Genomic DNA, 26,822 nt, shown 5'->3' on the forward strand with positions numbered 1-26,822 from the left:
ACCAGGAGTAGAATGGGTGGCATGTCCGAACCCCGATGGCTCTCCGACGAGGAGCAAAAAGTCTGGCGCGACTTCTCCGCGGCCACGCGGATGCTGCAAGCGCACCTGGAGGGCCAGCTTCAGCATGAGGCGGGCATGCCGCACACCTACTACGAAGTGCTCGTCGCCCTGTCCGAGGCGCCGGGCCGCCGCCTGCGCATGAGCGAGCTCGCCGACGCGCGCAAGGCGTCACGCAGCAGGCTGTCACACGCGGTCGCGCGGCTCGAGGCGAACGGCTGGGTGCGACGTGAGTCCTGTCCCACCGACAAACGCGGTTCGTGGGCGGTGCTCACCGCTGAAGGTTTCGCCGCGCTGGAGGAGGCGGCTCCCGGGCACGTCGAGGCGGTCCGCGAGAGCCTCTTCGACCCGTTGACCCCCGAACAGGTCAAGACGCTCGGGGAGATCAGCGCCGCCGTGCTGGCCAGGCTGTCGCCGAAATGCGCCGCCGCCGAGGCGGCGCTGGCCTTGCGGGAGGAATCCGGTGTGGTCTCGGGCGACCTTCGGGAGGTACCCGAACTGGCCACAACGGACTGAGAAAAAGCCGGTCCAGGGCGGGCACGACGACAGGTGTCGGTGCGGGTGGATAGGCTTCGGGCGCCCATCCGACCCTGCTGCTTAGGTGCACCTGAAGAACCGATGCTCAACATTTTCGCGCGCGCCTCCGTTTCCCGCGTCACCGACCCGATGGGGAAGGTGCTCGTCCGCGCCGGTCTGACCCCGAACGCGATGACCGTCATCGGCACGGCCGGGGCGGTCCTGTGCGCGCTCGCGTTCTTCCCCAACGACATGCTGCTGTGGGGCACCTTCACCGTGTGGGGCTTCGCGATGCTGGACCTGCTCGACGGCGCGATGGCCCGCGCCCGCGGGTACGGCACGGCGTTCGGAGCCGTGCTCGACGCGACCTGCGACAGACTGGTCGACGGCGCGTTGTTCGCCGCGATCGCGTGGTGGTGCTTCGTCCACGACGACAACCGCCCCGCCGCGGCCGCCGCGCTGATCTGCCTGGTGCTCGCGCAGGTCATCTCCTACGTCAAGGCCCGCGCCGAGGCATCCGGGCTGGAGGCGGACGGCGGGCTCGTCGAGCGCGCGGAACGGCTGATCATCGCCCTCGTCGGAACCGGACTGCACGGTCTGGGCGTTCCGTACACCGTGGACATCACCCTCTGGTTGCTCGCGGTGCTTTCGGTGATCACCCTGCTGCAGCGGACGGCCGCCGTCGCGAAGGCGGCCAGGGCCGCCAAGGCCGCCGGTCCACCCGCAGGGGAGGCCGGCTCGTGAGCGGGTTCTCCCAGCGTTTGAGCGACTTCGGCTACGCGGCAGGCTGGCGGCTCGCGCGCTGGCTGCCGGAGTCGCTCGGCTCGGTGACCTTCGGGCTGGGCGCGGATCTCGCCGTCCGGCGCGACGGCGGCGGTGTACAGCAGCTGCGGACCAATCTCGCCCGGGTCGTACCGCAGGCGGACGAGGTCGAGCTCGACGAACTGACCCGCCGCGCGATGCGGTCCTACGCCCGCTACTGGCACGAGATGTTCCGGCTGCCCTCGATGGACCACAAGGAGGTCAGCCGCAAGGTCGCCCAGTCGATCACCGGTGTCGAGAACCTCGACGCCGCGCTCGCCGAGGGTAACGGCGCGGTGATGGCGCTGCCGCACAGCGGCAACTGGGACGCGGCGGGCGTCTGGCTCGCGGATTACCTCGGCGGTTTCACCACGGTCGCGGAACGGCTGAAACCCGAGTCGCTTTACCAGCGGTTCGTGTCCTATCGCGAGTCGCTCGGATTCGAGATCGTGCCGCTGACCGGCGACAGCTCCGCGATGCGCGTGCTGCTCAAACGGCTGCGGGAGAACAAGGCGATCTGCCTGGTGGGGGACAGGGATCTGACGAATTCGGGCGTTCCGGTCAAGTTCTTCGGCGAGCGGGCCCGGATGCCCGGCGGACCGGCGCGGCTGGCCGCGACCACCGGTGCCGCGTTGATCCCGGCGGGCTGCTGGTTCACCGAGGACGGCTGGCAGATCCGGCTGCATCCGCGGATCCGGGTCACGAACCGGTCCGAGGTCCCGGCCGCCACCCAGGCGCTGGCGGACATCTTCGCCGGTGACATCGCCGCGCATCCGGCCGACTGGCACATGATGCAGAAGTTCTGGCTCTCCGATCTCGAACCCGGGGAACAGGCCGACCTCGGCGAAGCGAGCTGAGCCGATGGCTCAGTCGCGGGTCATGAAGATCGGGATCGTCTGCCCGTACTCGTTCGACGTACCGGGCGGTGTACAGGGACACGTCATCGATCTCGCGAAGGCGCTGCTCGCGCGCGGGCACGACGTCTCCGTGCTCGCGCCGGCGGACGAGGACTCGGACGTCCCGGATTTCGTCGTCCCCGCGGGGAAGGCGCTCGGCATCCCGTACAACGGCTCGGTCGCGCGGCTGCAGTTCGGCCCGGTGTCCTACGCCCGGGTGCGGCGGTGGATCCGTGACGGCGAGTTCGACGTCTTGCACCTGCACGAGCCCGCCGCGCCGAGCCTTTCCTTGCTGGCGCTGAAGGTCGCGGACGGCCCGATCGTGGCGACCTTCCACACCGCGACGACCCGTTCGCGCACGCTGGCGGCGTTCCAGCCGGTACTGCGGCCGCTGCTCGAGAAGATCACCGCGCGGATCGCGGTGTCGGCGCTGGCCCGCCGGGTTCAGGTCGAGCACGCAGGCGGCGACGCGGTCGAGGTGCCCAACGGCGTCGACGTCGACTTCTTCTCCCGCGCGCTCCCGCTGGACGGCTACCCACGAGCGGGCGGCACGGTCGGCTTCGTCGGGCGGTACACCGAGCCCCGCAAGGGGATGAGTGTGCTGCTGGAGGCGTTGCGCATCCTGCTGCCGGAATTCGAGGACCTGCGGATGCTGGTCGTCGGCCGCGGTGACGCGGAGCAGCTCCGGCGCGAGGCCGGCCCGGAACTCGCGTCGCATATCGACCTGCTGGGCCAGGTCGACGACGAGACGAAGGCGCGGGCGCTGCGCAGTGTCGACGTCTACTGCGCGCCGAACACGGGCGGCGAGAGTTTCGGGATGATCCTCACCGAGGCGATGGCGGCGGGCACACCGGTACTGGCGAGCGGGCTGGACTCGTTCCGCCGGGTGCTCGACGACGGCAAGGCCGGGATGCTGACCGAAACCGGTGACGCGGTCGCGCTGGCCGACGGATTGCGTGAGCTGCTCGGTGATCCGGCGCGACGGGTGTCGCTGGCGGCGGCCGCGGGGGAGCGGGTCGCGATGTTCGACTGGTCCGTGGTCACCACGCAGGTCCTGCGGGTGTACGAGACGGCGATCGCCGCCGACCCCCGACGGGTCGGCGCGGGCGAACGCGAGTTCAGCCGGTGACGACGTGGTTGTGGATCGGCGGCCTGGTGGCCGTGATCGTGGTGCTGGGCGGGCTGTTCCTGCTCGCGACGGCGAACCGGCTGGACCGGCTGCACGTGCGCACGGACGCGGGGTGGGCGGCGCTCGACGCGGCCCTCGCGCGGCGCGCCGTCGTGGCCAGGGCGGCCGCCGCGATCCTGGGTGACGAGGGACTGCGCGCGCTGGCCGAACGGGCCGAGCACGCCGAGCGCCCGGATCGCGAAGCCGAGGAGAGCGAACTGACGCTGTGGCTGGCGCGCGTCGACCGGACGACGTTGCCACCTCCACTGGCCGAGGAGCTGACCGACGCCGAACACCGCGTCGTCATCGCGCGGCGGGTGCACAACGACGCCGTCCGGGACACGCTGCATCTGCGGCGGCGCCGGAAAGTCCGGTACTTCGGCCTCGCCGGCACCGCGCGGCTCCCCGAATACTTCGAAATCGCCGAACCCGAGCTCTGACCCCGCGTCCACCACCGCGTTTGGTCCTCTCAATGCGGTAGTTGCGTGCGCATAGAGCGCGATCAGAGGACGAAGTGCGGGAAGATGGGCGCGTGAGCGACGAACAGCGGGTGTTGGTAGCGGTGTTCGCGACGCCGGTGGCGTCGTACCTCCTGCGCTACGGCAAGGACCTCGGCTACACGACGGTGTTGTTCGAGCCGGACGGCGCGCGGGCGACCGACGTCGAGAACGGCTTCGAGGCCGTCTCGTCGGTGCCGGAACTCGGAGCGGGCACCGACGTGGTTGTCACCGACCACAACCGGCCCGAACTCGGCGAGGTGCTCAAGGCCGTACTCGACCACCCGGCCCGCTGGGTCGGGGTGCTGGGCAATCCGCGCCATGCCGGACCGCACGTCGCCGCGCTCAAGGCGCTGGACGTCCCGGAGAACCAGATCGCGCGCGTGCATCGCCCGGTCGGCTTGAACATCGGCTCGCGCACGCCGCCCGAGATCGCCGTCGCGACCTTGGCAGGCCTGCTCGCCGACCGGAACGGACGTCCAGGTGGCTTCGAGTTCCCGCCGTCTCGCGATTAGTCCTCTAACTGCGGTAGTTCGTGTCGCCAACCACCGCGTTCAGAGGACCAAACGCGGGGGCTAGAGGGCCACGGCTCCTTCCGGCATGGGCTCGAACCGGGCGTGCTTACGGGTGAACGTCGCCGTGCCCGAGGTCAGCGAGCGTAGGTCGGTCGCGTAGCGCAGCAGTTCCGCCGCGGGTACCTCGGCGCGGATGACCGTGCGGCCGCCTTCACCCGACTCGGTGCCGAGAACGCGGCCACGCCGGGACGACAGATCACCCAGCACGGTGCCCAGGTGCTCGTCCGGAAGCCGCACCGCCACCTCTTCGAGCGGTTCGAGCAACACGATCTTCGCGGCCGCGGCTGCTTCCTTGAGCGCCAACGCGCCCGCGGTCTGGAACGCGGCGTCCGAGGAATCGACACTGTGCGCCTTGCCGTCGACGAGGGTCACCCGGATGTCGATCAGCGGATGACCGTCGACCAGCCCTCGCTGGGCTTGGGCCCGGACCCCCTTTTCGACACTCGGGATGAACTGATGCGGCACCGAGCCGCCGACGACCTTGTCGACGAACTCGAAGCCCGAACCCCGCGGCAGCGGCTCGACCTCGATGTCGCAGACGGCGAACTGGCCGTGACCGCCGGACTGCTTGACATGCCGTCCGTGTCCGCGGCCCGGACCGGCGAACGTCGAACGCAGGCTGATGCGGACGGGTTCGGTGTCCACGTCGGCGCCGCCCGCGCGCAGCCGCGACAGCACGACGTCGGCATGCGCCTCGCCCATGCACCACAGCACGAGCTGATTGGTCTCGGCGTTGCGGTCCAGCCGGAGCGTCGGATCGCCCGCGACCAGCCGGGAAAGGTTGCGCGCCAGGGTGTCCTCGTCGCTGCGCGTCTTGGCGATCACGGCGACCGGCAGCAGCGGTTCCGGCATCGTCCACGGCTTCATGATCAGCGGATCGTCCGGCGAGGAAACGGTGTCGCCCGTCTCGGCCGAGCCGACCTTGGTGAGCGCGCAGAGGTCGCCCGCGACGCAATACGGGACTTCGCGCAGGTTCGCGCCGAGCGGCGAGTACAGGTGTGCCACCCGTTCGTCGGCGTCGTGATCCTCGTGTCCGCGTTCGGCGAGCCCGTGGCCCGAGACGTGCACCGGGCGTTCTGGGCGAAGCGTTCCGGAAAACACCCGCACGAGCGACACCCGGCCGACGTAGGAGTCCACCGCGGTCCGCACCACCTCGGCCGCCAGCGGGCCGTCGGGATCGGCGCGGAGGTTCGCGTGCGGCTCGCCGGTGGGGGAGGTGACCTCCGGTGGGGAATGTTCCAGCGGCGAGGGGAAGGCACGCACGATGCCGTCGAGGACTTCGGCGAGCCCGACCCCGGTCGTCGCGCACACGGGGATCACCGGGTGGAAGGACCCGCGCGCGACGGCCGTCTCGAGGTCGGCGATCAGCGTGTCCTCGGCGATCTCCTCACCGGCGAGGTACCGGTCCATCAGGGATTCGTCTTCGCTCTCGGCGATGACTCCTTCGATCAGTTCGTTGCGCGCTTCGGTGATCCTGGCGAGGTCGGCCTCGTCCGGCTCCCCGATCGTGGGCGGGTAGCCGTCCGAATAGTCGAAGTAGCGACGCGTGATCAGCCCGACGAGCCCGTCACGAGCGGGCAGGTACAGCGGCAGGACGCCGGCGCCGAAGGCCGCTTGGCAGGCCGCGATCTCGCCTTCGGGGTCGGCGCGGTGATGGTCGAGCCGGGAGACGACCACCGCCCTCGGCATCCCGACGGCCGCGCATTCCTCCCACACCGCGACCGTGGCCGCGTCGACGCCTTCGGCCGCGCAGACCACGAACAGCGCCGCGTCGGCGGCGCGGAGCCCGGCGCGCAGTTCGCCCACGAAATCGGCGTATCCGGGGGTGTCGATGAGGTTGATCTTGTGGCCTTGGTGCAGCACCGGCGCGACCGAGAGGCCGACCGACCGCTGCTGCCGGACCGCGGCGGGGTCGTGGTCGCACACCGTCGTGCCCTCGACGACGGAGCCCGCCCGCGTCACCGTGCCGGACGCGGCGAGCAAGGCTTCGGCGAGTGTCGTCTTGCCGGATCCCGAGGGGCCGACCAGAACCACGTTGCGCACTTTCACCGGGTCGTCCACAGCGACGGCGGCCCCGGAGTCCCCGTTCTTGTTCTGTTTGTCGGCCATGCCGGTCTCCTCACCACACGACGCCGGTAACAGGTGTGTCCTCGATCACACACCCGCGACGGCCGTCGCGGCAAGGTGACCGGCGATGGACCCCCCGAATGTCGACCCGCCGCTATGCTCGATGGCGGACACCCGGAGGCGAATCCGAACCGAATCCGAACCGAATCCGACGGTGGGGGAGAGCGATGGAGCTCGACAGACGGACGGTGTTGCGGCTGGCAGGCGCGGTTCCGGCGATGGCGGTGATCCCCGGGGCAGGCGGCGGGGACGAGTGGGAACGGCTGCGCGCCCGGCTGGCGGGCACACTGTTCCGGCCCGGCGATCCCGGCTATGACGAAGCGCGGCTCGGCTTCTTCTCCCTGTACGACCATCGGCTTCCCGTCGGTATCGCGGTGTGCGCGAACGAGGACGACGTCCGGCGCTGTGTCGACTTCGCGGCCAAGCATCGCGTGCCGATCGCGGCGCGGTCCGGCGGGCACAGCTACGCCGGTTATTCCACAGTGGACAAAGGGCTCGTCGTCGACCTGTCCCGCCTTTCCGCGGTCGAGATCCTGCCGGGTGGCCGGGCGGCGATCGGGGCGGGCGCGCTACTGGGTCAGGTGTACGAGGCCTTGGCGGCGGCGGGCCGCGCGCTGCCCGCGGGCAGCTGTCCGGCGGTCGGCATCGGCGGGCTGACCCTCGGTGGCGGAATCGGCGTCCTGGGCCGCAAGTACGGGCTGACCTGCGATGTCCTGGAATCCGTGCGTTTCGTGGGCGCGGACGGGAAATTGCGCCTGGTATCGGCGGAGACCGCGCCGGACCTGCTGTGGGCGTTGCGCGGCGGTGGCGGTGGCAACTTCGGCATCGTCACGTCGTTCACCTTCAAGACGGCGGCCGCCCGGATGCTGACGAACTTCGCGCTGACCTTCCCGCCCGCCACGCTCGCCGACCTCGTCGCGGCGTGGCAGGAGTGGCAACCGGCGATGCCGGACGAACTGTGGTGCGGGATGGGGCTCGGCGCGACGGTGGTGAATTGCGGTGGCTGTTTCGTGGGCTCCGCCGCGCAGGTGAACCCGCTGCTAGACGACCTCGTCCGCCGCGTCGGCACTCAGCCGACCACGCGCGAGGTGACCGAACAGAGCCATTTGGCCACGATGCGCGCTTTCGCCGAGGAGACCGACTTCCCGGCCGCGGCCCGTGACCGGGCGGATTATGTGGCCACTTCGAGGATGCTGACCCATCCGGTGGCGGACACCGACGCGCTGGCGTCCCTGCTGACCAGCGATCCGGATCTGTACACGATCTTCGACGCCTACGGCGGTGCGATCGCCCGTGTGTCGCCGAGCGAGTCGTGTTTCCCGCACCGGGACGCGCTCGGAAGTATCCAGGTGATCCGCGGGACCAGCGATGGCGAAGCGCGGGCGCGACAGGTGATCGGCCAGGTCAGGGACCAGCTCGGCCGGGAATTGGGGCAGGCCGGGTACGTCAACTACATCGACCCGGAGATGCCGGACTGGGCGAACGCGTACTACGGCGAGAGCCTGCCGCGGCTGCGGCGAGTGGCGCGCAAATACGACCCGGACGGCCTGTTCGCCTTCGCGCAGGGCCTGGCCCGCTAGCCCCCATTTCGCATTTGGTCCTCTGGTTGCGGTACTTGCGCGTGCAACTACCGCAACCAGAGGACCAAATGCGGGCCAGATCACCCAGTGGACTGCTGAAATCGTCACTAACTGGCCTGCTTGAGAGGTCCAAAAGCGGCCTACCCTCGGAAGGGTCACTCCACCTCGCGCGCTTTCCGAAAGGTCCAGCAGTGTCTGACGACTCCACGAACACGGCCACCACCTCGCTCACCGGCACCGCCCGGGTCAAGCGCGGGATGGCGGAGATGCTCAAGGGCGGTGTGATCATGGACGTGGTCACCGCCGAGCAGGCGAAGATCGCCGAAGACGCCGGTGCCGTCGCGGTGATGGCGCTCGAGCGGGTCCCCGCGGACATCCGCGCGCAGGGCGGTGTCGCGCGGATGAGCGACCCGGACCTGATCGACGGCATCATCGAGGCCGTCTCGATCCCGGTCATGGCGAAGGCCCGTATCGGCCACTTCGTCGAGGCCCAGCTGCTGCAGTCGCTCGGCGTCGACTACATCGATGAGTCCGAGGTGCTGACCCCGGCCGACTACGAGAACCACATCGACAAGTGGGCCTTCACCGTGCCCTTCGTCTGCGGTGCGACCAACCTCGGCGAGGCGCTGCGACGGATCAACGAGGGCGCGGCCATGATCCGCTCCAAGGGTGAGGCCGGCACCGGCGACGTCTCGAACGCGACCACGCACATGCGTAAGATCCGCGCGGAGCTGCGTCGCCTTTCGTCGCTGCCCGAGGACGAGCTTTACGTTGCGGCGAAGGAACTTCAGGCCCCGTATGACCTCGTCAAGGAGGTCGCGGAGAAGGGCAAGCTCCCCGTCGTGCTGTTCACCGCGGGCGGCATCGCGACCCCGGCCGACGCCGCGATGATGATGCAGCTCGGCGCCGAAGGCGTGTTCGTCGGTTCCGGCATCTTCAAGTCCGGTAACCCGGCTCAGCGCGCCGAGGCGATCGTCAAGGCCACCACGTTCTACGACGACCCGGACGTCATCGCGAAGGTTTCGCGTGGTCTGGGCGAGGCCATGGTCGGCATCAACGTCGACGACGTGCCCGAGCCGCACCGTCTTTCCGAGCGCGGCTGGTAAAGCTGGTAAACGAGACAACCAGGGCCCACGTCGCCGAGGTTTGGTGGCGTGGGCCCTGGTTGTCTCGGCGTTGCGGTCAGGGCCGTTGCCGTGGTCCAAGATGAGCGCGGACCACATCCAGCGTGTCTCGGGCGACGAGCGAGCCGACCCCGCCCACCCATTGTCCCCACGCTGCCCAACAGTCAGGCCCTTTTTCCTTCCGCTGTACTGGCGATGTACCGCTAATGGACCGTGGCCCGGCATTCTTCGCCGCACCTAGGTGTGGAGGGAACCATGCGGGATATCAAGGTTGGTTTGCGGAGAACGGTTTTCTATTCGATCTCCGGCGGGTTTGTCTCGGTGGCTTTCGGGTTGCTGGGTGCCGGAGCGGCGCAGGCGAAGGTGCTCCCAGGTGACGGGCCCAGCGCGGCTCAACCGAAGGCCGCACCGTCCGGAGATGCGGGACTGAAGGCGGCTTCGAAGCTGCCGGGCCCCGCTGGTGTCATGGCGAAGGCTGCCAACGCCGCCGTGAAGGCCAACGAGTCGGTCAAGAAAAACTCGGGAAAGCAGCAGGGTGCGGCGTCGACAGGAGACTCAGGATCGAAGAAGACCTCCGGGGGCGGTGATTCCGGCTCAGGCGGTAACTCGCAAAAGAAACAGAGGAACGCGAGTTCCAGGTCGGGCGATGACGACAGCGAGAAGGCGTCCAAGGACAAGTCCAAGGCCGATTGGGCCAAGTCGGAAAAGGACGTCGACAATCTGCTCCGTGTGGCTCCCGGTGCTGGTGTGGCGAGGGTCGCGAACGAGGCGCGGAAAGTGGGCGAGTCGTCGGGAGAATCCCGTGGCGGGAAGTCGAATGCGAAGTCCGACGATTCGGTGCCTGGGATGATGGTGGGCACGGTCAGCGAAGTCTCGCCGCACTCCGAGACCGGGAAGGGCGAGCAGCCGGGGAAGGGTGATCCGGTCCCCGACACTGATGCGGGAGACGTGCTCCGGCCGATTGTCGGGCTACCTGCGCGTCCTGCCGGGGCCGAGAGCTCCCATTTTGATCGTATGAGAGCGCTGGCCACTGTCAAGACCAGCGACGATTCCGCAGGAACGTTCCCGATCCGGCTGCCGGACCCCAACCCCGTGCCACGCAACGCGGATCCGGACCGTCGGCAGCCACCCAAGTACGACGATGTGGCGCACGGGAAGGTGATCGACCGCGGTGCGGCGGGTCGTGGGAAGTACGAAGAGGACCACGGTGATGGGGTCACGACGGTCAAGGACCTGAAGACCGGAACGGTCTATGTCAACGGTTTTGATGTGTCACGGCCGGGTGCCCCTCCCGTGAGCAAGCTGATTCCCGCTTTGCGCGACAGCTTGAAGAAGAAGGCGCCGGACTGTGTCACCAATGCCACGCTCGCCTGCGGGGATCCTGAGAAAGAGACAGTCGCCGACACGGCGCGCCGGGTGGAGGAACTGTGTTCGGGAGCGTTCAAGTGCTCGGACGACTTCGTACTGGGCGCGGTGTCAACCAGGATCAACAGGGGTGAGCAGCCGACGGCCGGGAGCGGCGCAGTGGAGATCATGAGGTTCGCTGCCGAGAACGGCGGGAACGGTCCCGTGGTGGGCGGATTTGGCGGCCCGGGACGGATGCGTGTGGGTGCTCCGCGAGTCTCGCCAGGTTCAGGTGCTTCCAACGCACGGCCGCAGACCGGACTCCGCTCTGTGCCGAGACAGACGACGGGCCAACAAGGAACTCGTGGCACCGGACAAGGCGCGACCGCGCCTGATCAGGTCGTGGTTCCGCCGGCACCGGCGCGGCCTCTGGCGTCCTCCGGGCGCGCAGCAGGGAGCCTTCCTCGTGTGGCGCGTTCTGGCAGGGGTGGTACCGCGATGACCGGTTCTGGGCGAGGCGGTGCGCGCGTACCCGCTGGCGCGACCAGGACAGTGCCGAACAAGGTGGTCGCCCCTGCGCCGGCGACCGGAGTACCCACCCTGCGGAAGGCCACTCCGCCGTCCCCGACGGAACTCCCCGACACCACCTGCGAGGTGCCGAACAGCTTCATACCCGGAACTCTGGTTCTGATGGCCGACGGCAGCCACAAGCCGATCGAGCACGTCGAGGTCGGTGATCACGTCACGGCGTCCGATCCGCTGACGGGGGAAATCTCAGCACGGATGGTCACCGCGCTCATCGTCGGCTCGGGTAGCAAGGACCTCGTGGATCTCACCATCGACACCGACGGAGCCGCCGGTGGTGAATCCGGCCGGGTCACCGCTACCGCGGGCCACCCGTTCTGGGACGAGACGCAGCACCGATGGGTCGAGGCAGGCGAACTTGTGACTGGTCATGACTTCCGCACAAGGGCCGGCGGCCAAGTCGGCCTCCTCGGTGGCAACCGTCGCACCGAACAACGCACCGTCTACAACCTCACCGTCGAGGGACTGCACACCTACTATGTGCACGTTCAAGGTGCGACGACCGGCGTTGACGTCCTCGTGCACAACTGCAACAACAAGAAGTCGACCGCGGCCGGGAGGATGGCCGAAAAATTCGTCAAACGCGCGAAGAACAACAAGCCGTTGCCGACGGCCAGGCATATCCCCGATTATTGGGAAGACGAAGGTGCGGCCACCGAGGCCATCGGTGAAGCAAAGGCCGTCATATACCAGTCCTACTCACGGCAGCTGAAGGCGTTCCTGGCGTACGCGGAGAAGAAGAACATCCCGTTCACGCTGTACGTGCGGAAGGGCACGAAGCTTTCCCGTCCGCTCCACGACGCGATCATGAGACACAACATGGTCAAGGGGAACGCGTACTGGACTGTGAACCGGTCCATGTTCTAGCCGGGGCTCCTGCCGCCGCTGAGCCGGTGGTGGTCGTCGTCACGGAGCGGTTTCGCTTCGTGGCCGCCAGGCCGCTGCGTCGTGCAATGATGCTCTTGGTTTATCCGGGCGGGTCACGCGCCGAGGAGTCGCGTGAGTTGCGCCGGACCGGCCACAGGGGGATTAACTGTCCACAAAGGACCAACCGCATGCCTGAATGGCCGGTTTGATCCGCAATATCCTGTTCTGAAGGTCCGTGAAGGCCTGCTTCCCTGCTTTGATGGTAGGGAAGGAGGCCGGCAAAGTCGCGTAACTGCCGATCGGCTCCACCGCTACAGCGGGACAAGGCGAACGTGTCGTGGTGGAACCCGGCGGGAGCGGGCTCGCGCAAGGGGGCCTCATCCGGCTCTTGACTGTCCATAAGGGACGCTTTTCAAGGTAAACGTGCCCGGTTTGGGCGACCTACACGGTTTCGCGAGGGGGTCGTGAGTGATTTGAGTTCTATTTGAGGGGAAAGTCAAACGTGTCGTGGTGTGGGGCCGGTGTCGCTCTTGTGTACGCGTTCTTCTGGTAGTGAAGGCCTCCTTCCCTACGCTCAAAGTTAGGGGCCCGGCAAAGGCGAAATCTTGCAGGTCGGTCGACTACTTCTGCACTGTCGCGGGGCCGCACGCATCGGTGGTGGAGCTTGATCAACGGAAGGTCAGGGGCGAGCCGAGGTAGGGCAGGCCTGATTCTGGACGCCGGAGAGGTTTCACTGTCCACAAGGGACACCATCGGACGATTGGGTGTCCGATTGATGCCGCTATGCACGTTTCGACGCGAGGTCGTGAGTGATAATGAGGGTTATTGAGGGGTAAGGCAAACGTGTCGTGGTGTGGGCGAGCCGGCAGGCTGGGTGACGCGACACCGCACTCGCGTGCTCCGGCCCACCGAGTGCGGCGGCCAGGCACGCGAGTCACGCCCTCCCGGAGTACATGAAGGTCCCCTTCCTTGCCTAGCGCAGGGTTCCGGCGAAGTCGCATAAGTGCTGGTCGGCTGCATCGCTATAGCGGGATAAGACGAACGCGTCGTGGTGGACACGGCGGGAGCGGGTTCACGCAAGGGGCCTCCCCCGGGTCCGGACTGTCCATAAGGGACACTTCTCGGGACAAATGTGCCCGATTTGGGCGAGTTGCGGGGTTTGGCGAGGGGGTCGTGAGTGGCGTTTCGTGTTCTAGCCCGAATCTCCACTCACGACCGGGGCCGAGTGGGTGGTTTCGCGTGGCTGGATGGATGGCGCGTGTGATCAGACGGAGGACACGTGTGACTGGATGGATGACACGCGGGAGCGGCAGGTTTCGTCGGGTGTCGTCCGGCTGGACACGCGTGTTCTCCGTTCACTCACGCGTGCCCTCCGTCGGATCACGCGTGTCGCCCGATGGCAGGTACCTAAGACACCAGTGGCCCTCACCCAGAATCGCCACTCACGCCATTCCTCCGAAACCGCACCTGTAGCCCCGCGGTGTCCAGAATCAGGCCTGCCCTACCTCGGCTCGCCCTTGATCAACGGAAGAGATCAGGGACGTTGAGTGTCCCTGATCTGCCGTTGATCAAGCTCTACCTCGACTTTGCCGGGACCCTGACGCCTAGCGCAAGGAAGGGGACCTTCATGTACTTCGATAAGGCGTGACTCGCGTGCCTGGATGCCGCACTCGGGGGTTCGGGGTCTGAACACGCGAGATCCGGGTCTGAGCACGCGAGTGCGGTGTCGCATGCCCAGCCACCGTCCCACCCGAGACACGACACGTTTGCCTTATCCCTCAATAACCCTCATTGTCGACTCGACTTTGCCGGGACCCTGACCCTCAGAGCAGGGAAGGAGGCCTTCACGGACATGGGGGACCGAGCCGCACCGGCCCTCCGAGCGCGGCCGGTAACAGTCGGGCGGTCTCGGGAGCAGGCGTGCCTGCCCCGGGGTCCTCCGGATGAGCGCCAGGATGTCCGTGGCGATCGGTCACCAACCTTGCCCGGGAGGGTGAACGCAGGTGTTCGAGTCGACGTTCTACGCTCTTCGGTGAGCGGCCGTCATTATCCCAGCGCGGCCGAAGCGACGGGATAAGGTTGTTGCGATGGCGTTCGCGCAGGTCGAAGACACGGTTCCACTGAGAGCGGTATCGGCCAAGCCATCCGGCCAGCGTCGGGACATCCAGGGATTGCGCGCGCTGGCGGTCGGTTTGGTGATCGTCTACCACCTTCGGCCGGACTGGCTGCCTGGCGGCTTCGTCGGTGTCGACGTCTTCTTCGTCATCTCCGGCTACCTCATCATCGGCACCCTCACCGGCGAACTACGCCGCACCGGGACCATCCGCCTGCGCGAGTTCTACGCGCGCCGCATCCGGCGTCTTCTGCCTGCCGCGTCGGTCGTCCTGCTGGGCACCGTGCTCGTGACCTGGCTGATCCTGCCGATCTCACGCTGGCCCGCCATCATGAGCGACGTCCTCACCTCCTCGCTGAACGTCCAGAACTGGGCGCTGGCCGCCAAGGCCGCCGATTACGCCCATGCCACGGCCGCCGTGTCGCCGGTCCAGCACTTCTGGTCCCTCAGCGTCGAAGAGCAGTTCTACCTGGTCATCCCCTTGGTCCTGCTGTTCTGCGCTCGCCTGGCCCATCGCGCCGGCCCGAAGGCCGCCCGCCACGCCGTCACGGCGGTCGCCCTCGTCACCGCGGTGTCGTTCGTGTTCTCCGTGGTCTACAGCGAACTCGACCACGGCCGTGCCTACTTCGTGACGCCCACCCGTATGTGGGAACTCGGCCTCGGCGGCCTCGCCGCGATGACCGTCCATCGGATCCGCATCGAGGGCCGGGTCCGGCTGATTCTCGGTTGGGGCGGGTTGGTCGCGGTCGTGGTCAGTTCGTTCCTGCTGACCACCGCGATGGCGTTCCCCGGCTACGTCGCTCTCCTGCCGACGCTGGGCACCGTCGGCTTGTTGCTGGCCGGGGTCGTCGCCGCGGACCAGCGAGTGGCCCGCCGGGAAACCGCCGTCGTGCTCGGTCTCCAGCCGCTGCGCTACCTCGGCGACATCTCCTACAGCCTGTACCTGTGGCACTGGCCGGTCATCGTGGTGGTCCTGCAGGTCGCGGGCAATACGGAACTGACGCTGCGGCAAGCGGCGGGGGCCCTCGTGCTGAGTCTGGCGCTGGCCGTGGTGTCCAAACACGTGGTCGAAGACGCCTTCCGCGGTGGGAGGGCCATGTCTCCGCCGTTCCGGCTCCGCATGCCCCGGCGCCGCAGTGCCTACCTGCTCGGAGCGGCCATGATCGCGGCGACGACAGTCGCCGCGACGGTACCGTGGCAGTACGCCTCGGCGGAACTCGATCGCCTCGCGGCGGCCACCGGCCTCGACGAAGCTCACCCGGGCGCCCTCGCACTGGACAGGGACGACCCGAGAGCGGTGCCGGAAGATGTCCCGCTGACTCCGGACCCGGCTGTAGCGGGAAAGGACTGGCCGCTTAAGGACCAGGCCGTCAACTGCACCACCTACGACATCGAGAACTGGCCGCCCACCGGCGACAAATGCACCTACGGCGCGGCGACCGCGCCGAAGACACTCGTATTGGTCGGCGATTCGCACGCGGCGATGTTCAGCACGGCGTTCGCGCGGTTCGTGCGTGAGCACCCCGAGTGGCGGGTGAAGATGATGCTGCGCAACGGCTGCCCCTTCAACGCCGTCGCGCCGGCGGGCCTCACCGTCTGCGCCGAACAGAACGAGCTCGAACTCGCCGGAATCCTCGCCATGAAGCCAGAAATCGTGGTGACCTCAGCGATGTCCCCTGCGTCTTACGACAAGGATCTCGGATGGCGTTGGGAGTCGCGTGCGGAGACCGTGGACGGTTACGAGGCCATGCTGCGGCGCATCACCGACGCCGGTATCCGAACCGGAGTGATCCGCGATGTACCCCGGCCGGCCAAGAACACCCCGCGTTGCCTGGAAAGCAACCCCGGCCGGTACCGGGAATGCGACACCGCCCTGAGTACCGCGTTCGGCCCCGACGAGGATCCCTTGGTGGAGGCCGCCCGGCGTGTACCGCGCTCGACGGTCGTCGACTTGACTCCGTGGCTGTGCGTCGGCGACGTGTGCCCGGCTGTCGTCGGTAACGTCGTGGTGTACCGGGACAATCACCTCACGGACACTTACGTGCGCACTCTCTACGGCCCGTTGACCGCAGGATTCCGCCTGGTATGAAAGGCCCGGCGCTCTCGATGAACACCGGGCCGTCCCGTACTCGTGCGGCGTGAATCAGGAAGTCGTGCCGTTTCTGGTCATCACACTGCCTTGTGCCGCGGCACTGAGCGTCGTGGTCCCGTCCTCGCCGACCACGCGGAGATCACAGCGGCAGGTGGCTTGCCGACGGCCGCTGTAGAGGACCTGCGCCTCTGCCACGAGCCGGATTCCTTTGGCTGGCCGCAGATAGTCGATGCTGAAGCCACTGGTGAGAATGGCCGGTCCCAGCGTCGTCCCGGCGGCGAAGGTGATCGCGTTGTCCGCGGCGTAGGCGAGTACGCCGCCGTGGAGATAGCCGTTCTGTTGCAACAGGTCTTCGCGGATGTCGAGTTCCAGGGTCGCCGCGCCGTCGCCGAACGAGGTCACGCGGGCACCGAGCAGAACGCTGAACGGTTGCGAGGCGAGGCCCTTCCGGGCGTCTTCGAGGGTCAGTACGGTCATCAGAGCCACGCTTTCAGGTCGGCCAAATCCACCATGGGCATTCCCCAGCGCAGCGCCGCCACTTCGAGGTCGGCGCTGCCCGCCATCGTGCCGTCGGGGTTCATCACTTCGCAGCAGACGCCGACCGGCGGAAGGCCTGCGGCGGTGCACAGCGCGACGGTCGCTTCGGTGTGCCCGGCCCGTTCGGCGAGCAGACCCGGCCGGGCGGCGAGCGGGAACACGTGTCCTGGACGTAGAAAGTCCTTGGCAGCCGCGTCGGGATCGGCCAGTTTCCGCACGGTGGCGGCCCGTTCGGCGGCGGACACGCCGGTGCCCGTTCCCGCGGCGAGGTCGACCGGGATCGACCACGCCGTTCCCTGCCGGTCGCCTTCGCCGGGCATCGGTGCGATGTCGAGGCGCCGCAACACTTCCGGCGCGCACGGCACCGCGGGGAATCCGCAGACCTGGGTCAGCAGGAAGGTGAACGATTCGGGACGGAGCCGGGCGCCGGCGAAGATGACGTCGCCTTCGCCTTCGGTTTCCGGATCCCAGACGATGACACCGCCACCGGTGGCGAGCTGGCGCAGTACCTTCTCCACGCCGACGCGTCCGTCGACGCGACCTGCCCAAGGTAGCTGGGGCAAGGCCTTGCCCACCACCGAAGGAGGGGCCTTCTCCACCAAGCGGCCGACCAGGTCGAGTTCCAGGTTCACCCGGTCTCCGGCCTTCAGCTCGCCGAGTGTGGTGGCCGAGCGGGTCATCGGGAGCAGCACGACCGAAATCCGGTCACGCAGTACTTCGGCGATGGTCACGCTGACGCCGTCGAGGGCGATCGGAGTCTTCGCGAGCAGCCTCTCCAGCAGACGCTGTGGCGGCCGGAGCCAGATCCGGCGGGCACCACCTTCGTCGTCGACCCGGATCACCTTGCCGACGGCGTCGACGTAGCCCTGGACCAGGTGGCCGTCCAGCGGATCGCCGACCTGAAGCGGTGTCTCGACGTTGACCCGGTCTCCGACGGTGAGCGCGTCGAACGTCGACCGGCGCCGGGTTTCCGCGGAGAGCACCGCCTCCAGGACGCCGTCGGCCGCCTGCACGGTGAGCCGTACCCCGCTGACGCACGCTGATCCGCCGTCGTGGACGCGGTCCGCGCTCTTCGGCGCCCGCACCCGCAGCACATCGCCCTTGATCTGTTCGACGGCACCCAGCTCGCCGATTCGCCCAGTGAACATGAATAACACCCCGTTTTGACGCCGTACCCCGGAAGGTCCGGCGATGGCCGGACACAGGGACGCGGGGTCTCACCGCCTGGCCCCGGAATCGCACCGGGTCGTTCCACCCCCTCGGCGGAACCGGCCGGCTATACGGCCACACCGTGGAATCGCACCACGAGTCGATCATAGCCAGCTTGTGGACCCCTTTTCGAGGAAAACGGGCCGTCCGCAGAACCGCTCCGCTCCCGCTGACCGAGATTGCGCCGACCGTTGAACGATTCGCCCGAACGGATGACGCACCAGCACGGCGAGCCGTGACACTCTTGGTTCAGGTGTCACATCAAAGGGGGCTTCATGAGGACAGGAGCACGCTTTTATCGCCTACTGGGGGAGCCGGCCGCCGAGTGGGAGGGCGCGGATCTCCCGCTCGGTCCGCCGCAGGCTCGTCGGCTCTTCGCGCTACTGCTCATCGAGGCCGGACAACTGGTCTCCTGCGACCGGATCATCGACGAACTCTGGGGCGGCGCTCCGCCCGCGTCGGCGAAGGTGCAGGTCCAGGGTCTGATCTCCGGTCTTCGCCGTGCTCTGCGGTCACCGCTGGGCGATCAGCCGATCCTGACCAGGGGAGCGGCGTACCTCCTCGACGCGCGACCTGAGGAGACCGACGGCGGCCGGTTCGCCTGCCTGGCCGCCCACGGCCGCGAACTGCTCGCGCGCGGAAATCATCGCGAGGCGGCGCGACGGTTCCAGGAAGCGCTCGCGCTGTGGCGCGGGCCGGTGCTCGCCGGAGTCCAGGTCGCGGCCGAGGTCATCGCACGCTGGGAGGATCAGCGGCTTTCCGTGCTGGAGGACCGGGTCGAGGCCGAACTCGGGCTCGGCGAGCACGACCGTCTGGTGCCGGAGCTGCGCGAAATGCTCGCCGCGGCCCCGTTCCGCGAACGGACCTGCGGACAGCTGATGACCGCGCTCGCCAGGGCGGGCCGGATGGCCGAGGCGCTCGACGTCTACGGGAAATGGCGCCGCGGGCTCGTCGACGAACTGGGTGTCGAGCCGTCCTCGGCGATCCGCGCGTTGCACGGTGAGATCCTCCGCGACGGCCCGAGTACGACTGCGCGCGACTGTCCCGTGTACCGGGAACCCGCGGTGCCGAGCCAGTTGCCGCCCGGCATCCCGGACTTCGTCGGTCGCGAGGCGCTGGTCGCCGACCTGCTGGCGGAACTGGTCCCGGCGGGGGACCGCGGGACACCGCGCGTCCTGCTGCTCACCGGCGCGGGCGGGATCGGCAAGTCTTCACTGGCGATCCGGCTCGCGCATGAGGTGGCCGGGGAATACCCGGACGGCACGCTGTTCGCCTCCCTCCGCGGTACGACGAACGAACCACGGTCGCCGGAGGCCGTGCTCGCCGGATTCCTCCGCGCGTTCGGCGTTCCCTCCGACGCGATCCCCGCGGACGTCGACGAAAGCGCCTGCCTGTTCCGGAGCCTGGTCCATGGGCGCCGGGTCCTGCTGGTCCTCGACGACGCCGCGGGCGAGGCCCAGCTGCGGCCGTTGCTGCCCGCCGGCGGCGGCTGCGCGGTGCTCGTCACGAGCAGGTTCGCCCTGGACGGCCTCGAAATCGGCCGTCCGGTCCCGGTCGACGTCCTGCCGCCCGCCGACGCGGCCGCGCTGCTCGCGAGACTCACCGGCAGCGGCGAGATCGACGAGGATTCCGTTGCCGCTCGACAGGTTCTCGAGTACTGCGGCGGGTTGCCGCTGGCGCTGCGGATCGTCGGGAGCAGGATCGGCGACCGGACCGGCTGGAGGCTCGCCGACGTAGCCGTCGAGCTGTCCGTCGAACGGCGGCGGCTTGACTGGCTTCGCGCCGGAGATCTCGCGGTCCGCAGCAGTCTTTCCCTGGGATACCGCCAACTGGCGCCGGACAGGCAGCGGGTCTTCCGCAGGCTGGGTCTTCTGCCCGCGGCCGATTTCCCGGCCTGGGCGGCCGGGCTCGCCGACGGCGGCGGCCCTGACCACGTCGATGGCGCGCTCGAAGATTTGAGACACCGGCACATGATCCAGCCGCTCTCTCGCGGAACCGGTACGTCCCGCTACCGGGTGCACGACCTGCTGCGCGCGTTCGCCGTCGAGGAGGTGGGCGCCGAGCCGGAGCGCGAACGCGCGGACGCCGTCGAACGGGTGCTCGGCGGGTGGCTCTGGCTCGCCGAGAAGGCGGCGGACCGGTTGCCCGGCAGTGTGCTCCGGCCCGAGCCCGGCACGGCTGCCCGCACGGCCGTCGACGAAACGCTGGTGGCCGAACCGCATTCGTGGTTCCAGGGGGAACTTCACGCGCTGGAAGCCGCCGTCTCGCACGCCGCGGATGCCGGACTCGGGGAGCTGGCCTGGGAAATCGCCGTCGTCGCGGCGTCCTACTTCGACCACAGTGGACTGTACGCGGAATGGTCGCGGTGTCATCGGCGCGCGCTCAAAGCCGCGCGGGCGTCGGGTTGCGCACGCGGGGAAGCCGCGCTGCTGCGCGGAATCGGCCAGATCCACCTGTACTGGGACGACTATCCGGAGGCCGCCAGGACGCTCACGGAGTCGTACCGGATCAGCGAGCGTATCGGCGATCCCGCCGGGCGGGCCAGGGCGCTGGCCGGACTCTGCGTCGTCGCGCGGTCGACCGGACGGCGCGAGGAGTCGCGAGCGACCGCGAAACGTGCGCTGGCGATCTTCACCGAGATCGGCGACGTGCTCGGCATGGCTCATCTCCACACGTCGCACGCCGTCGCGAGCGCCGAACTCGATCTGCTCGACGAGGCCGAGGCGGAACTGGACGAGGCCTGGCGGCTCTGCGTCGAACTGGACGACCCGCACCGGATGGCGCTCGTCCTGCGCAGGCAAGGACAACTGCATCTGCGGCGCCAGGACCCGCGCGGCGCGATGTCGTGCCTGCGTCGCGCGCTCGAACTGCTCGAATCGCTCTCCGACGAACTCTGTGCCGCGCAGGTCCGGCTCGACATCGGCCGGACCTACACGACGCTGGGGGAGCGGCAGGCCGCGGCGAAGGTGCTGGCGGGCGCGTCCTCGCAGTTCACCGGGGCGGGCAACCGCAGCGGCGCGGCCGCCTGCGCGCGTCTGCTCGGGACCCTGTCCGGTTCCTGACCGACGCGTTTCGTCCTCTGAATGCGGTCCTTGCACACGCAACTACCGCATTCAGAGGACGAAATGCGAGGGGTCAGGGGCGCCAACGTGAAGTCGGGAGTGCGGGGACCCGGTGACCTCGGTGGCCGGTCATCTCCTCGTTCGCGAAGAGCGCGTTGAGCACCGCCTCTTCGGTCGCCTGCACCACGGCTTCGAAGAACGGGTCGAGCCTGCCCCACGGAACGAACCGGAGGCTCTCGTACTCGGCCTCCTCGGTGCGAGGGAACCGGCTGGTGAGCGCGCCCGGGTTCGCCGTGCTGAAGGCGAGGAAGAGATCACCGGAGAAATGTGAGCCCGTGGTGCCGGTCCGGGCGAGACCCAGCGGGACCCGGCGGACGAGCGAAGTGCACTGGCCGGGCAGCAAAGGAGCGTCGGTGCCCACGATCACGATCACCGACCCCGCGCCCGACGGCGCCGTCCAGGCCTCCTCCATCGGGTTGTCCTCGCCCAGTTCGAGCCCGACCGGTTCGCCGGCGACGGTGAGTTCGCGGCGCGAGCCGAAGTTGGCCTGTACCAACACACCGACGGTGTACTCGTCGTCCCCATAGGACACCAGGCGCGAGGCCGTGCCGGTGCCGCCCTTGAAGCCGTAGCAGGTCATCCCGGTCCCGCCGCCGACGGAACCCTCGTCGAGCGCACCGCCTCGCGCGGCGTCGATCGCGGCGACGGCGTGTCCACTGTGGATCGTCGGCGCGGTGCTGTCGTTCAGGTAGCCGTCCCAGGTTTCGGCGACCACCGGCAGTAGCCATTCCGCGGCCACGTCGGGCCGTTCGCGGACCACCCAGTCGATCACGCCGCGGTGGCACGGGCCGACAGCGTGCGTCGAAGTGATCAGCACCGGCAGGGTCAGCGATCCGGTCTCGGCGAGCCAAGCGGTTCCGGTCATCTCGCCGTTGCCGTTGAGGGCGTAGGTCCCGGCCGCGCACGGCACGGCGAAATCCTCGCGGCCGCGCGGCAGGACGGCGGTGACACCGGTGCGTACCGAGTCGCCCTCGACGAGCGTCGTGAACCCGACTTCGACTCCGGGGACGTCGGTGAGCGCGTTGTGCTCGCCGGTCCGGCCGGGCAGGGGGATACCCAGGTCGCGGGCGCGGGTCATGACTTTTCCTCCAAGGGGTGTGCGGTGGCGGTGCGGGCGTAGGAGAGCAACATCGCTTCGGCGGTGGCGGCTTCCAGCGTCGGCACGGCCTGGGTGAGGTGCAGGCCGTAGCCGTCCTCCAGTGCGACCAGGTTCCGCGCGATCGACACCGCGTCCGCGGTCAGGGTGAACTCGCCGGTGGCCGCGCCGGCTTCGAGGATGCCGGTGTAGATCCGCACCTGTTGTTCGAAGAGCGTGATGTGGCGTGCCGCGTACACGGGATCGCGCCGGGCGATGGTGCCGAGTTCGTAGAGCAGCACGCAGAGTTCGTCGTCCGGGCCGGTCGGCAGGCCACTGCGGATCATCGAGCGCAGCCGCTCCGCCGGATCCGTCTTCGCGGCGGCGGCCTGCTCCCTCGCCGAGCAGAAGCGCGCCACCGCCTCCCGCTGCACCTCTTGGAGCAGGTCGTCGAGGGTGGGGAAGTAGTACAGGATCGATCCGGACGACATGCCCGCGCCGTCGGCGATGTCCCGCAGCCGCAGATTCAGCACCCCGCGTTCGAGGACGGCACGTCTCGCCACCTCGATCAGCTCGGCTCGTCGTTCCGGTGCCTTGCTCGGTCTCGCCATGGCTCCATTCTTCGAATCTTGTTCGAAAAACGCAACCCCGGATCCGGATCGCCTCTTGACGTCACAACGAGAAGAGCCTTTGATGCGTGCTCAACAGTTTTTCGAAGGAGACTCAAAGAACCGATTCCCGCCCCCACTGGAGGTCGGCCGTGTCCACTCCCGCACTTCGCCGCGGTCTGCGCACCCTCGGCACGCTGCTCATCACGCTCTCCGCGATCAGCCCGGCCTCGTCGGTCTTCATCATCGCGCCGGGAGTCGTCTCCGGCGCCGGTACGGGCGCCTTCTACAGCTTCGTGGCCGCCGCGGTCGTCGGCGTGTTCATGGCCTTCGTCTACGCCGAACTCGCGTCGGCGTTCCCGCTGGCAGGCGGGGAGTACGCGATCGTCACCCGCACCCTCGGCAGGCTGCCGGGGTTCGCCGTACTGGGTCTGATGATCATCACCCAGGTGCTCATCGTCGCGGTGATCGCGCTCGGCGTCGGCACCTACCTCGGGGTGCTGATACCCGGGGTGCCGGGCCCGCTGATCGCGGCGGTGACCTGCGTGGTCGCGGCCGTCGTCGGGGTGTTCGACATCAAGCTCAACGCCTGGGTCACCGGGATCTTCCTGGCGATCGAGATCCTCGCGCTGATCGTGGTCAGCGCGCTCGGCCTGCTGAATCCGGCGCGTTCGTTCGGCGAACTGCTCGCGCATCCGGTCGCCCCGGACGGCGGCCCGGCCACGGTCGGCGCCATCGCGATCGCCACCTCGGTCGCGATCTTCGCCTACAACGGCTACGGCTCGGCGGTGTACTTCGGCGAGGAGACGCAGGACGCCTCCCGCGGGATCGCCCGCGCGATCCTGTTCGCGCTCGGCATCACGGTGCTCGCCGAACTGGTCCCGGTGACCGCCGTGCTGCTCGGCGCGCCCGATCTGACCGCGCTGTTCGCTTCGGGGAACATGCTGTCCTACTTCATCGACTCGCGTGGCGGCAAAACGCTCGACACCGTGCTCGGCTTGGCGATCGCGCTCGCGATCATCAACGCGGTGCTGGCGATCGTGCTGATCAGCTCGCGGATGCTGTTCAGCAGCGGCCGCGACCGCGCGTGGCCATCACCGGTCAACCGCGCGCTGTCCGCGGTGCATCCGAGGTTCGGGACGCCGTGGGTGGCCACCGTCGGCACCGGACTTGTAGCCGCGCTGCTGTGCTTCGTCGACCCGAAACTGCTGCTGGTGGTGACGAGCACGTCGATCGTGGCGGTCTACGCGGCGCTGTGCCTCGGCGCGATCGTCGGCCGCCGCACGGGCGCCACCGCGCACGCCGAGTATCGGATGCCCTGGTTCCCGGTCGTGCCGGTGCTGGCACTCGCCGTCCTGGTGTTCGTGGTCTACCAGAACCTGCTCGACCCGGCGGTGGGCAGGCCGAGCCTGATCGTCACGGCCTGCGTCGCCCTGCTGTCGATCGCGTACTACGTCTTCGTGCTCCGGCGGAAGGGCGGCTGGAAGCTCGCCGATGTCACCGAAGAGAAGACCGAGGAGCCTGCCTGAATCAGGTGTACTCCGCGATCTCCACGCCGTAGGTTCCCGGTTCGAGCGCCTCGAAGATATGCGGCACGTCGCCGGGGTAACAGATGTAGTCACCGGGCATCAGCTCGACCGGCTCGTCCCGCGGCCCGACCTTGGCGCGGCCCGCGCTGAGGACGATGTGCTCGACGATGCCGCTCATATGCGGATCCGAAAGCCGGGGCTTCCCGGGCTCGGCGCGAATCAGGTACACGTCGCGCCGGGCACCGGGCGGGCAGGAACTGAGCAGCGTGCACGCGTAGTCGGCGTGTTCGGCGAACACGGTCGGCCCGCTGCCCGAGCGGATGACCTGCACGCGGGGACGTTCGGGTTCGACCACCCGCGAGAACGGGATGTCGAGGGCGACGCACAACGCCCAGATCGTTTCGACGCTCGGGTTCCCGGTCCCGGACTCCAGCTGGGAGAGCGTCGACTTCGCGATTCCGGCGCGTTTGGCGACCTCGGTGAGGGACAGCCCGGTGCGGGCACGTTCCCGGCGCAGGGACGTGGCGATGACGTCCAGTGGTGCGCCGTCGGACGCGGTCGGGGACATGCGTTCGCTCCATCGGTCGTTGCGTTCGCCTTGACGAACACGGTGGCGTTCGTTCATTGTATGACGCTATGCGTTCGATATGGCGAACAACCACTCGTGTCCTGGGGCGCGATCTTCTCCGTGACATCGGGCTGGTCTGCCTCGCCGACACCATTGTCGGCATCTCCTACGGTGCGATCGCGGTGAGCTCTGGCTTCCCGATCTGGGCGCCGATGCTGCTTTCGGTGCTCGTCTTCGCCGGTGCCTCGCAGTTCATGTTCGTCGGCATCATCGCCGCCGGTGGCAGCCCGGTCGCGGCCGTCGCGGCTGGCCTGCTGGCCAACGCGCGGCACCTGCCGTTCGGCTTCGCGATCGGCGACGTCCTGGGGAAGCGCTGGTCGTCGAGGCTCGTCGGCAGTCATCTCATGATCGACGAATCGGTAGCGTTCGCGCTGGCCCAGCGCGACGAGAACCGGCGCCGCGCCGCGTACTGGGTCTGCGGGATCGGGCTGTTCGTGTGCTGGAACATCGGCGTCCTCGCCGGTGCGTACGCCGGGACCGCGATCAGCGACACCGACGCGTTCGGCCTCGACGCGGCCTTCCCCGCGGTCCTGCTCGCGCTGGTCCTGCCGTCGTTGCGGGACCGGGCCGCCCGGCTACCCGTGTTCCTGGGGGTGGCCGTCGCGCTGGCCACGACGCCGTTCCTGCCCGCCGGTCTGCCGGTGCTGCTCGCGCTGGTCGGCGTACTGGTCGGTATCGCCGCGAAGGAACCCGCCGAGCGTGAACCCGAGGGAGTGCACTGATGGACCCGCTGGAACTGATCATCGCGGGCGGAGTGCTCGCCGTCGGGACCTTCGCCTTCCGCTTCGCCGGACCGGTGCTGAAGGCACGGTTCACGGTATCGCCCAAGGCCGAGAAGCTGATGACGCGCTCGGCCGTCGTCCTGCTGGCCGCGCTGGTCGCGGTCGCCGCGCTGACCGAGGGACACGAGTTCGCCGGCTACGCCCGGCCCGCCGGTGTCCTGGTCGGCGGCGTGCTCGCCTGGCGCAAGGCGCCGTTCGCGCTGGTCGTCGTCGCGGCCGCCGCGACCGCGGCTCTCCTGCGGCTCGCCGGGGTCCCCTGACCTGGCCGTTCCCCGGGACGCCTAAGCTGGGGGAAGGTCTTTCGGGAGGTCGAGTGGCGATCGCGACGGGGGCACGGCCGGTGGTCGGCGTGCTCGCACTGCAAGGTGACGTGCGGGAGCACGCCGCGATGGTGGAGCGCGCGGGCGCCCGCGCGCTGCCCGTCCGCCGCGCGAGCGAACTGTCCGAAGTGGACGGTCTGGTGCTGCCGGGTGGCGAATCGACCACCATGTCGAGGCTCCTGGAGAGCTTCGAACTGCTCGAACCCCTGCAGGAACGCATCGCGGACGGACTGCCCGCGTTCGGTTCCTGTGCCGGGATGATCCTGCTTGCCCGCCAGGCCCTCGACGGACGGCCTGACCAGCGGCAACTCGGCGGTCTCGACGTCGTCGTCCGGCGCAACGCGTTCGGGCGGCAGGTCGACTCGTTCGAAGCCGACCTCGACTTCACCGGTATCGAAGGCGGCCCGGTGCACGCTGTGTTCATCCGCGCCCCGTGGGTGGAGAAGGCGGGCGACGGGGTGGAAGTACTCGCCAGTGTCCCCGAAATACCGGGCTCTGACGACGCGGCCGCTAGGATCGTCGCGGTCCGGCAGGGGGCGGTACTCGCCACGTCGTTCCATCCCGAACTCACCGGGGACGAACGCGTGCACAGGCTGTTCGTCGACCTCGTGCGGCAGGCTTAAGCAAAACCGACACTGTGCTCAGCGGCGGGCACAGGAGTAGATGGAGG

General features: G+C 68.7%; 21 protein-coding genes. 15 read left to right on the forward strand and 6 right to left on the reverse strand.

The window, feature by feature from the left end:
- Window positions 1-21: 21 nt before the first annotated feature.
- The 6 genes from ACZ7KI_RS18475 to ACZ7KI_RS18500 all read left to right on the forward strand — a co-directional run bounded on the left by ACZ7KI_RS18475 (window position 22) and on the right by ACZ7KI_RS18500 (window position 4,450).
- Window positions 22-573 carry a MarR family winged helix-turn-helix transcriptional regulator gene (locus ACZ7KI_RS18475; protein ID WP_470274333.1) on the forward strand — a complete coding sequence of 184 codons (552 nt, stop codon included), beginning with the start codon at window positions 22-24 and terminating at the stop codon, window positions 571-573.
- 102 nt (window positions 574-675) lie between these two features.
- Entirely contained in the window at window positions 676-1,317 is a 642-nt protein-coding gene (gene pgsA, locus ACZ7KI_RS18480) for a phosphatidylinositol phosphate synthase (RefSeq protein WP_470274334.1), read from the forward strand.
- Window positions 1,314-2,231, forward strand: coding sequence for a phosphatidylinositol mannoside acyltransferase (locus tag ACZ7KI_RS18485; RefSeq protein ID WP_470274335.1), 918 nt, complete (start codon window positions 1,314-1,316; stop codon window positions 2,229-2,231). Before pgsA ends, ACZ7KI_RS18485 begins: the two co-directional genes overlap by 4 nt.
- Before the next feature lie 22 nt (window positions 2,232-2,253).
- Complete coding sequence (locus tag ACZ7KI_RS18490; RefSeq protein ID WP_470274467.1) at window positions 2,254-3,399, forward strand: glycosyltransferase family 4 protein; 1,146 nt, start codon at window positions 2,254-2,256, stop codon at window positions 3,397-3,399.
- On the forward strand, window positions 3,396-3,878 hold the full coding sequence (locus ACZ7KI_RS18495; protein WP_470274336.1) for an NUDIX hydrolase: 483 nt from the start codon (window positions 3,396-3,398) through the stop codon (window positions 3,876-3,878). The genes ACZ7KI_RS18490 and ACZ7KI_RS18495 overlap by 4 nt, the downstream gene beginning before the upstream one ends.
- A 92-nt stretch (window positions 3,879-3,970) precedes the next feature.
- Window positions 3,971-4,450 carry an XdhC family protein gene (locus ACZ7KI_RS18500; protein ID WP_470274337.1) on the forward strand — a complete coding sequence of 160 codons (480 nt, stop codon included), beginning with the start codon at window positions 3,971-3,973 and terminating at the stop codon, window positions 4,448-4,450.
- A 60-nt stretch (window positions 4,451-4,510) separates the two neighbouring features.
- On the opposite strand, the gene ACZ7KI_RS18505 is transcribed toward ACZ7KI_RS18500, so the two are convergent.
- The gene (locus ACZ7KI_RS18505) at window positions 4,511-6,619 is read right to left on the reverse strand and encodes an elongation factor G-like protein EF-G2 (protein WP_470274338.1); all 2,109 of its coding nucleotides are present in this window, start codon (window positions 6,617-6,619) and stop codon (window positions 4,511-4,513) included.
- Between the two features lie 185 nt (window positions 6,620-6,804).
- On the opposite strand from ACZ7KI_RS18505, the gene ACZ7KI_RS18510 reads away from it, so the two are divergent.
- The 4 genes from ACZ7KI_RS18510 (at window position 6,805) to ACZ7KI_RS18525 (ending at window position 16,339) form a co-directional block, all read left to right on the forward strand.
- Window positions 6,805-8,217: an FAD-binding oxidoreductase gene (locus tag ACZ7KI_RS18510; RefSeq protein WP_470274339.1), complete on the forward strand. Its 1,413-nt coding sequence runs from the start codon at window positions 6,805-6,807 to the stop codon at window positions 8,215-8,217.
- Window positions 8,218-8,408: 191 nt separating this feature from the next.
- Entirely contained in the window at window positions 8,409-9,323 is a 915-nt protein-coding gene (gene pdxS / locus ACZ7KI_RS18515) for a pyridoxal 5'-phosphate synthase lyase subunit PdxS (protein WP_034307818.1), read from the forward strand.
- 273 nt (window positions 9,324-9,596) lie between these two features.
- Window positions 9,597-12,137 carry a polymorphic toxin-type HINT domain-containing protein gene (locus ACZ7KI_RS18520; RefSeq protein WP_470274340.1) on the forward strand — a complete coding sequence of 847 codons (2,541 nt, stop codon included), beginning with the start codon at window positions 9,597-9,599 and terminating at the stop codon, window positions 12,135-12,137.
- Window positions 12,138-14,224: 2,087 nt separating this feature from the next.
- Entirely contained in the window at window positions 14,225-16,339 is a 2,115-nt protein-coding gene (locus ACZ7KI_RS18525) for an acyltransferase family protein (RefSeq protein WP_470274341.1), read from the forward strand.
- Window positions 16,340-16,393: 54 nt separating this feature from the next.
- On the opposite strand, the gene ACZ7KI_RS18530 is transcribed toward ACZ7KI_RS18525, so the two are convergent.
- Both ACZ7KI_RS18530 and ACZ7KI_RS18535 read right to left on the reverse strand, forming a co-directional pair.
- Window positions 16,394-16,819 carry a PaaI family thioesterase gene (locus ACZ7KI_RS18530; RefSeq protein WP_470274342.1) on the reverse strand — a complete coding sequence of 142 codons (426 nt, stop codon included), beginning with the start codon at window positions 16,817-16,819 and terminating at the stop codon, window positions 16,394-16,396.
- Complete coding sequence (locus tag ACZ7KI_RS18535) at window positions 16,819-18,027, reverse strand: 3,4-dihydroxy-2-butanone-4-phosphate synthase (RefSeq protein WP_470274343.1); 1,209 nt, start codon at window positions 18,025-18,027, stop codon at window positions 16,819-16,821. Before ACZ7KI_RS18535 ends, ACZ7KI_RS18530 begins: the two co-directional genes overlap by 1 nt.
- A 336-nt stretch (window positions 18,028-18,363) precedes the next feature.
- On the opposite strand from ACZ7KI_RS18535, the gene ACZ7KI_RS18540 reads away from it, so the two are divergent.
- Window positions 18,364-21,150: an AfsR/SARP family transcriptional regulator gene (locus tag ACZ7KI_RS18540; protein ID WP_470274344.1), complete on the forward strand. Its 2,787-nt coding sequence runs from the start codon at window positions 18,364-18,366 to the stop codon at window positions 21,148-21,150.
- A 73-nt stretch (window positions 21,151-21,223) separates the two neighbouring features.
- Here ACZ7KI_RS18540 and ACZ7KI_RS18545 read toward each other — a convergent pair whose 3' ends face one another.
- Together ACZ7KI_RS18545 and ACZ7KI_RS18550 are read right to left on the reverse strand one after the other, a co-directional pair.
- Window positions 21,224-22,288 (reverse strand): DmpA family aminopeptidase, encoded by a 1,065-nt coding sequence (locus tag ACZ7KI_RS18545; RefSeq protein WP_470274345.1) that lies wholly within the window; start codon window positions 22,286-22,288, stop codon window positions 21,224-21,226.
- On the reverse strand, window positions 22,285-22,896 hold the full coding sequence (locus ACZ7KI_RS18550; protein ID WP_470274346.1) for a TetR/AcrR family transcriptional regulator: 612 nt from the start codon (window positions 22,894-22,896) through the stop codon (window positions 22,285-22,287). Before ACZ7KI_RS18550 ends, ACZ7KI_RS18545 begins: the two co-directional genes overlap by 4 nt.
- A 149-nt stretch (window positions 22,897-23,045) precedes the next feature.
- Between ACZ7KI_RS18550 and ACZ7KI_RS18555 the strand changes: the two genes are divergently transcribed.
- Entirely contained in the window at window positions 23,046-24,422 is a 1,377-nt protein-coding gene (locus tag ACZ7KI_RS18555) for an APC family permease (RefSeq protein ID WP_470274347.1), read from the forward strand.
- A 1-nt stretch (window position 24,423) separates the two neighbouring features.
- On the opposite strand, the gene ACZ7KI_RS18560 is transcribed toward ACZ7KI_RS18555, so the two are convergent.
- Window positions 24,424-24,990, reverse strand: coding sequence for a helix-turn-helix domain-containing protein (locus tag ACZ7KI_RS18560; RefSeq protein WP_470274348.1), 567 nt, complete (start codon window positions 24,988-24,990; stop codon window positions 24,424-24,426).
- A gap of 68 nt (window positions 24,991-25,058) precedes the next feature.
- Here ACZ7KI_RS18560 and ACZ7KI_RS18565 point away from each other — a divergent pair, with 68 nt between their 5' ends.
- Genes ACZ7KI_RS18565 through pdxT form a run of 3 tightly spaced genes read left to right on the forward strand, consistent with a single transcriptional unit; the run spans window position 25,059 to window position 26,775 of the window.
- Entirely contained in the window at window positions 25,059-25,772 is a 714-nt protein-coding gene (locus tag ACZ7KI_RS18565) for an AzlC family ABC transporter permease (protein ID WP_470274349.1), read from the forward strand.
- Complete coding sequence (locus ACZ7KI_RS18570; protein WP_470274350.1) at window positions 25,772-26,092, forward strand: AzlD domain-containing protein; 321 nt, start codon at window positions 25,772-25,774, stop codon at window positions 26,090-26,092. The genes ACZ7KI_RS18565 and ACZ7KI_RS18570 overlap by 1 nt, the downstream gene beginning before the upstream one ends.
- Before the next feature lie 53 nt (window positions 26,093-26,145).
- Window positions 26,146-26,775: a pyridoxal 5'-phosphate synthase glutaminase subunit PdxT gene (gene pdxT, locus ACZ7KI_RS18575; protein WP_470274351.1), complete on the forward strand. Its 630-nt coding sequence runs from the start codon at window positions 26,146-26,148 to the stop codon at window positions 26,773-26,775.
- The last annotated feature ends 47 nt before the right edge of the window (window positions 26,776-26,822 follow it).

The sequence above is a fragment of the Amycolatopsis sp. NPDC039088 genome, assembly GCF_055598845.1.

Bases quoted from the DNA above. Each gene is read 5' to 3' on its own strand.
- ACZ7KI_RS18475 (WP_470274333.1), top strand. From the start codon at position 22: ATGTCCGAACCCCGATGGCTCTCCGACGAGGAGCAAAAAGTCTGGCGC.
- pgsA (WP_470274334.1), top strand. From the start codon at position 676: ATGCTCAACATTTTCGCGCGCGCCTCCGTTTCCCGCGTCACCGACCCG.
- ACZ7KI_RS18490 (WP_470274467.1), top strand. From the start codon at position 2,254: ATGAAGATCGGGATCGTCTGCCCGTACTCGTTCGACGTACCGGGCGGT.
- ACZ7KI_RS18505 (WP_470274338.1), bottom strand. From the start codon at position 6,619: ATGGCCGACAAACAGAACAAGAACGGGGACTCCGGGGCCGCCGTCGCT.
- ACZ7KI_RS18510 (WP_470274339.1), top strand. From the start codon at position 6,805: ATGGAGCTCGACAGACGGACGGTGTTGCGGCTGGCAGGCGCGGTTCCG.
- ACZ7KI_RS18520 (WP_470274340.1), top strand. From the start codon at position 9,597: ATGCGGGATATCAAGGTTGGTTTGCGGAGAACGGTTTTCTATTCGATC.
- ACZ7KI_RS18525 (WP_470274341.1), top strand. From the start codon at position 14,225: ATGGCGTTCGCGCAGGTCGAAGACACGGTTCCACTGAGAGCGGTATCG.
- ACZ7KI_RS18530 (WP_470274342.1), bottom strand. From the start codon at position 16,819: ATGACCGTACTGACCCTCGAAGACGCCCGGAAGGGCCTCGCCTCGCAA.
- ACZ7KI_RS18535 (WP_470274343.1), bottom strand. From the start codon at position 18,027: ATGTTCACTGGGCGAATCGGCGAGCTGGGTGCCGTCGAACAGATCAAG.
- ACZ7KI_RS18540 (WP_470274344.1), top strand. From the start codon at position 18,364: ATGAGGACAGGAGCACGCTTTTATCGCCTACTGGGGGAGCCGGCCGCC.
- ACZ7KI_RS18545 (WP_470274345.1), bottom strand. From the start codon at position 22,288: ATGACCCGCGCCCGCGACCTGGGTATCCCCCTGCCCGGCCGGACCGGC.
- ACZ7KI_RS18550 (WP_470274346.1), bottom strand. From the start codon at position 22,896: ATGGCGAGACCGAGCAAGGCACCGGAACGACGAGCCGAGCTGATCGAG.
- ACZ7KI_RS18560 (WP_470274348.1), bottom strand. From the start codon at position 24,990: ATGTCCCCGACCGCGTCCGACGGCGCACCACTGGACGTCATCGCCACG.
- ACZ7KI_RS18565 (WP_470274349.1), top strand. From the start codon at position 25,059: ATGCGTTCGATATGGCGAACAACCACTCGTGTCCTGGGGCGCGATCTT.
- ACZ7KI_RS18570 (WP_470274350.1), top strand. From the start codon at position 25,772: ATGGACCCGCTGGAACTGATCATCGCGGGCGGAGTGCTCGCCGTCGGG.